Source organism: Nostoc sp. JL31 (assembly GCF_017114965.1).
GTDB lineage: Bacteria > Cyanobacteriota > Cyanobacteriia > Cyanobacteriales > Nostocaceae > Nostoc > Nostoc punctiforme_A.
The window spans coordinates 22,503-29,861 of the sequence record NZ_JABXKO010000071.1 but is presented as its reverse complement, the minus strand read 5'-3'; the positions used below and the strand labels follow the sequence as shown (position 1 = coordinate 29,861).

The following is a 7,359-nucleotide window of genomic DNA, read 5'->3' as shown; positions in this document are numbered from 1 at the left end:
AGTTTACTTTGACGCATTCATTGACCTTGCTACAATTCATATCTGGATTAACAAAATATTATTAGTGGGATAGGTTCAACCATTCCTTAATTATTAGGTAAGGAGATTAGGTTTGAGTAAAAATTGCACACAGCGTTGATTTGGTAAAGTTGAGGTTTTTTCTCAAATTCCCTAGACTTTAACCTGTTAGTAAAGCTTTTGCTTGATAATTCATGAAAATCTGAAATTATTAGCAAAATTAACCGTGATTTTCATGAAGCTGACCTATTGAAGTACTGACAATTGGAAATGATTGTTTGTTTTACTTGTAAAGGATGTAGCCAAATTGCCGAAATTCATCATTACTTAATAGTATTGTGGTATATATCCTCGGAACAATAAGGTAGAGTAGAAGTCTTATATCTCTACACATTACGCAATTCTCCATGTTCCGACAAACTGCTTTTGGCATCGCTTTAAGTGCGCTTGTCCTTGCTAGTGGATTAACGACTGCTCCGATACCAAATCATACTTCTACGAATACATCCACCCGTAATAAGCTGTTGTCGCTTTTTTCTAGTCAGGTTGCAATATCGACTCCTACTTTTAAAACTACTGAGCTAGAAAAATCAGTATTTGACCAAATTAATCGATATCGGGTTTCTAAAGGGCTGCCAAAGTTGACTTTAAATGCAAATTTAACTCGACAGGCCAGAATTCATAGTCAAAATATGGCTAAAGGCAAAACCCCATTTAGCCATCAGGGATTTGAAGCGCGAGTCAAAGCTATCCCTATTCGCTACAACAGTGCAGCAGAAAATGTTGCTTTCAACCGGGGATATAGCAACCCCGTGGAGGAAGCTGTTACTGGCTGGATCAAAAGTCCTGGACACCTAAAGAACCTTAAAGGAAATTACAACCTGACTGGAATTGGTGTTGCGACTAATAATCAAGGCGAAGTCTACCTGACACAAATGTTTTTTCGGGCTAGGTAGATTTAATTTTTGATTTTTTTGCACAATAATAATGTAGTGTCTGACAAGACTTTTTTCTGCTGGACACTGCTATTATTTTTGAACAATTGATGACATTACCAGATTTTCAGGTGAGCGATCGCGACCTCAGTGACGCAACCCTTAGCCAGTATTTAGAATCTACAGCGATCGCAGTTGATACAGAAACGATGGGATTATTGCCACTGCGCGATCGCTTGTGTCTCGTCCAGCTGTGCAATCCAGAGGGGAAAGTGACTGCAATCCGCATAGCCAAAGGACAAGCTGACGCCCCCAACTTAAAAAAACTCTTGGAAGCAGTCAATGTTGTGAAAGTGTTTCACTTTGCTCGATTTGACTTGGCCACTTTGCGAGCCAATCTGGGGATTCAGGTAGGGCCGATTTTTTGCACCAAAATTGCCAGTAAATTAGCCCGTACTTACACAAATCGCCACGGACTCAAAGACGTGGTACAAGAGTTAGAACAAGTGGAACTAGATAAAAGCTCTCAAAGTTCTGATTGGGGTAACGCCGTTAGCTTATCTGAAGCTCAACTAAGTTATGCTGCCAATGATGTGCGCTACTTACTTAGTGTGCAACAGAAGTTAATACAAATGCTTAAACGAGAAGAACGTTGGCAAATTGCTCAAGAATGTTTTGAGTTTCTACCAACGATCGTTTCTTTAGATTTGTTGCAATTCAAGGATCTATTTGAACACTAATCGAATAGATAATGGGGAATAGTGACAAGAGATTTTTATTGATGTCAATCCCAACTAGTTATATGTCAAGTTGAAATTGATAGATAAGCAAGTTCGTAGTAAGGACTAAAGTCATTATTTTCCAAGCACTAAAGTGCTTACTACAAACCCTCATTCTAAGTTACAGCAGATTTCAAGGAAAGTGTTGGAAACAACAATTCGTCTCAAAGCCAGGTATGTATAAAGCCTGTTTTACTTCTGGATTCTGACCGGAGGCGGAGTGTCTCCGGCTTTGCTCCTGAATTCTGCTGTATTTTCTGCCTAAGAGCCAACATTGGAATTATCAGTGCTTCCAGGAGTTTTAGATTCACTAGCACCTTCCTTGAGGTTACTTGCTCCCTCTTGAATGCCTTCCTTGAGGTTACTTGCTCCCTCTTGAATACCTTCCTTGAGGTTACTTGCTTGCTCTTGAATACCTTCCTTAAGATTACTGGCTCCTTCTTGAATGCCTTCCTTAAGGTTACTAGCTCCCTGTTTAATGGATTCCGTCGCGCTAGTACCGCCCTTTTGCAGATTTTCTTGGTGGTTTTTTAGCCGGTCTACAACATTGTAGTCATCTGCACCTGGAGGAGTTTTTGATTCAACAATGCCTTCTGTTGGGCCACCGATCGATTTCCATGCGCCAAGACCACCTTTGAGTTGGGAGACATGCTCAAATCCATTAGAGCGCAGTTGTTGTGCAGCTTGGGCAGTTTCTTGATCATTATCACCGTAAAGGTAAATGTCACGGCTCTTATCTAAAGAAGCAACAGCACGCTCTACCAATTCATCTGCTGGCATTGGCATTGCTCCCATAATGTGACCTTCATTGAAGATCGAGCGATCGCGCACATCCAAAATTGTAAAAGCTGGTTCACCCCACTCCAGACGAGTCTTGAGGGTATGAGCATCAGTTTGTGCTTCTATTGGTGGCTGTGGGGGAATGATGCCGCCTACTAAATTATTAACCATAATTTTTCCTCGCTGACGATATTAATAGTAATTTAGCGAACTCAAGATATTTAATTGATCTTTCTCTGGTATGAATATCCTCAAACTCTCTCCTCAGATAGACTGAGGAATTTCCAGAAATTCTACCAATTAATCAATTGTAAATAACGCCATTTGAGAGTATGGATATAGAATTCTTTCTTTAAATAAATTCGATATATTTAAAGTTTATATTTTTGATATTTTAGTGATTTAGAGATTTTAGATATTACCAAATTCCTCATAAATCGAAAAAAATATTAGTTTAAAACCAAAAATATTTAGCGATAAATCTAGTAATTGATACCTTTTGAATATCAGAGATCGCTAATAATAATGTCTCCTCAATGTTTTGCTAAACTTGTAGAGTTCTATACAGCAGATTAGAAGTTTGTGAGGTACACAAACTAAATCTGTTACCCAAAGATCAAGGGTATTTTATTTCTGAATTCTACTGTCAGCAGTACTATTGAAACAAGCTCCTAGCAATTTATTGACATCATAATATTGCTAGAGCAATTCTTGCTTTTGTCTGTTAAAGCTGGTTTTGACGCCCTATATACCTTCTGGCGATGCTTTCAGTCCTTGGCTTGTCATAGCTCAGGTTGAAACTTGTAGTATAGTATATGCTTAAGAGAGCAACTACATGTAAATGCACCAGGGTAGATTTTCGTAGACCTTCTTCAAGAGATCATACCTATTGGTTATAGTACAGTCGAGTAAGTAGGAGTTGAGAATCTAGATTGGCTGATAAGTTAGTTTGTGAGCCTTTGTAGAGACCTAATTAATCAGGGAGTGCGTTACTCTTTTAAAGTTATAGCAATTGCCGTCGCTTCTGGATGTGTCTTTTGACTATTTGCGGTTACGGAGATGGTTTTTAATTACACTTATTCCAAATGTAAAATTTTAATATTATACAATACAAATTCAAAATTATGCAAAAATCATGCCATAATTATAAATTTTATCGGCATGATGATGGCTGAGGTTGTGATCGGCTTCATGGAAAATTAAATGTACACAAGTACTACAGTAGCGATGGTACTCAACAGAAACACGTAAATTAAAGCTGGCACAACAGCAAATTGCCCAATCTACAATAGACAGCATTATGGTTATGGTTACTGGTACTACTCCCAAAATTCTGATCGTTGATGACGACTTCGGTGTTCGAAATCTCGTCTATCGTTTTTTAAGTCGGAAATATCAAATAGAGTCGGCAGCAGATGGTAGGACTGCCTTATCGTTGTTTGAGCAATTCAACCCAGCTTTAGTAATTCTGGATTGGAATTTGCCGGATGTTACTGGTTATAACCTTTGCCAAGAAATGCAGAGTCGTACTAATGTTTTAGTGCTGATACTGACTAGTAGGACTGACGAGGCTGATAAAATTAAAATCTTAAGTGCAGGTGCTGATGATTTCATGACTAAACCATTTAGTCTTGCAGAAGTTGAAGTTAGAGTAGAAGCTCTTTTGAGGCGGATACGCTACATCAATCCCTCCCCAACACAACGTATCGTTTTCAAGCAGCTAGTAATTAATCCAGAGGGACGGGAGGTAACACTTAACGATAAAACTCTTGCCTTAACAGCGCTAGAATTTAATATCTTACATTTTTTAGCAAGTCATCCTAATCAGGCTTGGAGTCGTCCACAGCTAATCCAAAAAATCTGGGGTTGCGACTACATAGGAGATGGCCGGGTGGTTGATGTGCATATTGGTCAGCTTCGTAAAAAGATGGAAGTCGATCCCAGCATACCGGAGTTTATTAAAACTGTGCGGGGCTATGGTTACAAGTTTGAAGCACCCGATGATAATACTAGTTTTTAAAGCTACTACAGAGATACAGACAACACTGAGAGAAGAAAGAAATGCTTAATTGAACTATATTCAGAACTGATTTGGTCGTGTCTTGACGATTTTAAGCAAAGCTGTACTTAAAGATTATTCATTATTTTTCTTAGCCAATCTTTGACTAACCAACTCAGCCGCTAAATGTATTGCTGCTTTCATACTCGTAGCATCAGCAATTCCTTTACCCGCAATATCAAATGCTGTTCCGTGATCGGGTGAAGTGCGAATGAAAGGAAGACCTATAGAAGTATTAACTGCCCGATCAAACGCCATCAGCTTCACAGGAATTAAGCCTTGGTCGTGGTAAAGTGCCAAGTAGCCATCAGCTGGATTTTGTACTAAAGAATTTCCATACCAAGCTTGACCAGGTTTAACCCACATTGTATCTGGCGGTATCGGCCCATCTAACTGCAATTGTGGTCTGTTTTGCCGCTCTTGCTCCAACCAGGGAATTAACCAATCTTGTTCTTCATGTCCAAGTTGTCCCTGTTCGCCACTGTGGGGATTCAAACCTGCGATCGCAATTCTCCCTCTATATATACCAAAATCTTTCTCTAAACACTCCACCAGCAAATCTAGTTTTTGTGTCAACAACTGCGGTGTCAACACATCCGCTACTTGACGTAGGGGAATATGTGTGGTTGCAAGTAAGGCGCGGAGTGTCCAACCAGTATGAGGCGATCGCGCTACAAATAACATCCCAAAACGGTCAACACCTGACTTTTCTGCCAAAAGTTCCGTTTGCCCTGGATAATTATATCCTGCGGTTTTCCAAGCAGATTTAGCGATCGGCCCTGTGACAATACCATCAAATTTACCAGCCAGTGTTTGAGCGATCGCGTATTCCATATACGCAAAACTAGCCGCACCACTGGCCACATTACCTATTCCTGAAATAATTTGATCTTTAATTTTTCCATCCAACTGCACATCACTGATTGACAAGTCGTCTGGATTTGCCAAAGCTACTAAATTCTCTGTTAAATTCAGTTTGTAATAAATCTGTGCCAGCAAATCTCCGTTACCCACTACTGTAACGTCATATTTTTTACGAATTTCTGGATCAGCTAAAGCTTTCAAAATTACCTCCGGCCCAATCCCTGCCGGATCTCCAAGCGTCAGTGCCAAACGCGGACGATTCTCTTTCACAAAATTTATTAAACCACCTTGATTATTTTGATACATAAAATCTCTTCATAATTATTATTATCAAATTTTTACCATCTACCCATCTTCCCTTCTGTCAACAGTAGGGATTGCCCCCCAAACCACTAGGGATTACCTGCTAAACTAGTTTAAAATTGTTTACACAGGTCTAATCCTAGCAACTGTTAAAAAGCTTCTGGTAGACCTAGTTTACACACCAATTTGTATAAGGAGAATCACACTAATGGGCGGCGAAATTTTGAATGCAGCTCTACTGTCTTTCGGTTTAATCTTCGTAGGCTGGGGCTTAGGCGCGTTGTTACTAAAAATTCAAGGCACAGAAGAATAATTGAATTCTGAGTGCTGAGTTAGGAGTTATTATTCTCCCCACTCCCCATTACCCCTTATCTCCAGAGGGGCCACCTTCCCCATTTTCTACTCCCTTTTCATCAATATGAGAAAAAAGCTTGTCCGTTAATCGGACAGCTATTTTCCCATGAGTCTATCCAAATAAATTGATTTTCTGAGAAAAGATGTAAACTTTTGTTTGCATAGGTTATTCTGATAACATTCTTTTCATAAAACATTAAAATTTATTACAACCCTCATGACATTATTAATCGTCGGTGCCACTGGCACCTTAGGAAGACAAGTGGCTCGTCGTGCTATCGATGAGGGATATAAAGTACGCTGTCTTGTGCGCAGCAGTAAAAAAGCAGCTTTTCTCAAAGAATGGGGTGCAGAACTCGTTCCGGGAAATTTACGTTACCCCGATACCCTAGCGGAAGCTTTAGTTGGTGTAACCCAAGTTATTGATGCCTCAACCTCTCGCCCAACAGATTCACTGAGTATCAAACAAGTGGACTGGGAAGGCAAAGTAGCATTGATTCAAGCGGCAAAAGCAGCGGGTGTCGAGCGTTTTATCTTCTTTTCAATTTTAGATGCTGATAAATACCCAGAAGTGCCGCTAATGGAAATTAAGCGGTGTACAGAACTATTCCTGGCTGAGTCAGGCTTGAATTATACCATCTTGCGGCTAGCTGGGTTTATGCAAGGTTTAATCGGTCAGTATGGGATTCCCATTTTGGAAGGACAGCCAGTTTGGGTAACAGGTAATTCTTCGCCCATCGCCTATATGGACACTCAGGACATTGCTAAGTTTGCAATCCGAGCATTGAGTGTACCAGAAACGGAAAACCAAGCTTTTCCTGTAGTTGGTACTCGTGCATGGAGTGCAGAAGAAATTATCAACCTGTGCGAACGCTTATCTGGAAAAGATGCCAGAGTAACGCGGATGCCAATAAACTTACTGCGTGTTGTGCGGGGCATAATGCGGTTCTTTCAGTGGGGATGGAACGTAGCAGACAGGCTAGCATTTACAGAAGTATTGGCTAGTGGTAAACAGTTAAATGCTTCAATGGATGAAGTATATACAGTCTTTGGTTTAGATCCGCAACAAACCACAACCTTAGAAAGTTATCTCCAAGAGTACTTCAGCCGAATCATGAAGAAACTCAAAGAAGTAGACTACCAGAAAAATAAAAATAAAAAGCAGAAACCTAAAAAAACTCCTTTTAAACAGTCTTCAAAAGCCAATAGTCAATAGTCATTACAAAACAGACATTAGTCGTCAAACTCTAGACTCTGGATATTTGAC

Annotated in this window: 7 protein-coding genes and 1 pseudogene; 5 read left to right on the top strand and 3 right to left on the bottom strand. The window is 39.9% G+C overall.

The features are described from left to right. Positions 1 to 425: 425 nt before the first annotated feature. Together HWQ43_RS17020 and HWQ43_RS17015 are read left to right on the top strand one after the other, a co-directional pair. Positions 426 to 974 (top strand): CAP domain-containing protein, encoded by a 549-nt coding sequence (locus tag HWQ43_RS17020; protein WP_292736113.1) that lies wholly within the window; start codon positions 426 to 428, stop codon positions 972 to 974. Between the two features lie 89 nt (positions 975 to 1,063). Beyond that, on the top strand, positions 1,064 to 1,693 hold the full coding sequence (locus HWQ43_RS17015; RefSeq protein ID WP_099102107.1) for a ribonuclease D: 630 nt from the start codon (positions 1,064 to 1,066) through the stop codon (positions 1,691 to 1,693). Between the two features lie 543 nt (positions 1,694 to 2,236). Here HWQ43_RS17015 and HWQ43_RS17010 read toward each other — a convergent pair. Both HWQ43_RS17010 and HWQ43_RS17005 read right to left on the bottom strand, forming a co-directional pair. Beyond that, a pseudogene (locus HWQ43_RS17010) lies at positions 2,237 to 2,683 on the bottom strand (rhodanese-like domain-containing protein); the annotation flags it as partial. Between the two features lie 951 nt (positions 2,684 to 3,634). Continuing rightward, a complete protein-coding gene (locus tag HWQ43_RS17005) occupies positions 3,635 to 3,811 on the bottom strand; it encodes a hypothetical protein (RefSeq protein WP_292736108.1) in 177 nt (58 codons plus the stop codon). 1 nt (position 3,812) lies between these two features. On the opposite strand from HWQ43_RS17005, the gene HWQ43_RS17000 reads away from it, so the two are divergent. After that, complete coding sequence (locus tag HWQ43_RS17000) at positions 3,813 to 4,532, top strand: response regulator transcription factor (RefSeq protein ID WP_292736105.1); 720 nt, start codon at positions 3,813 to 3,815, stop codon at positions 4,530 to 4,532. Positions 4,533 to 4,646: 114 nt separating this feature from the next. Here HWQ43_RS17000 and pdxA read toward each other — a convergent pair whose 3' ends face one another. Next, positions 4,647 to 5,741, bottom strand: coding sequence for a 4-hydroxythreonine-4-phosphate dehydrogenase PdxA (gene pdxA / locus HWQ43_RS16995; protein ID WP_292736103.1), 1,095 nt, complete (start codon positions 5,739 to 5,741; stop codon positions 4,647 to 4,649). 205 nt (positions 5,742 to 5,946) lie between these two features. Between pdxA and HWQ43_RS16990 the strand changes: the two genes are divergently transcribed. After that, positions 5,947 to 6,051 carry a PetM family cytochrome b6-f complex subunit 7 gene (locus HWQ43_RS16990; RefSeq protein ID WP_094344256.1) on the top strand — a complete coding sequence of 35 codons (105 nt, stop codon included), beginning with the start codon at positions 5,947 to 5,949 and terminating at the stop codon, positions 6,049 to 6,051. A gap of 258 nt (positions 6,052 to 6,309) precedes the next feature. Next, a complete protein-coding gene (locus HWQ43_RS16985; RefSeq protein ID WP_292736101.1) occupies positions 6,310 to 7,308 on the top strand; it encodes an SDR family oxidoreductase in 999 nt (332 codons plus the stop codon). Positions 7,309 to 7,359 lie beyond the last annotated feature (51 nt).

Bases quoted from the DNA above. Each gene is read 5' to 3' on its own strand.
- HWQ43_RS17015 (WP_099102107.1), top strand. From the start codon at position 1,064: ATGACATTACCAGATTTTCAGGTGAGCGATCGCGACCTCAGTGACGCA.
- HWQ43_RS17000 (WP_292736105.1), top strand. From the start codon at position 3,813: ATGGTTATGGTTACTGGTACTACTCCCAAAATTCTGATCGTTGATGAC.
- HWQ43_RS17020 (WP_292736113.1), top strand. From the start codon at position 426: ATGTTCCGACAAACTGCTTTTGGCATCGCTTTAAGTGCGCTTGTCCTT.
- HWQ43_RS16985 (WP_292736101.1), top strand. From the start codon at position 6,310: ATGACATTATTAATCGTCGGTGCCACTGGCACCTTAGGAAGACAAGTG.
- HWQ43_RS17005 (WP_292736108.1), bottom strand. From the start codon at position 3,811: ATGCTGTCTATTGTAGATTGGGCAATTTGCTGTTGTGCCAGCTTTAAT.
- HWQ43_RS16990 (WP_094344256.1), top strand. From the start codon at position 5,947: ATGGGCGGCGAAATTTTGAATGCAGCTCTACTGTCTTTCGGTTTAATC.
- pdxA (WP_292736103.1), bottom strand. From the start codon at position 5,741: ATGTATCAAAATAATCAAGGTGGTTTAATAAATTTTGTGAAAGAGAAT.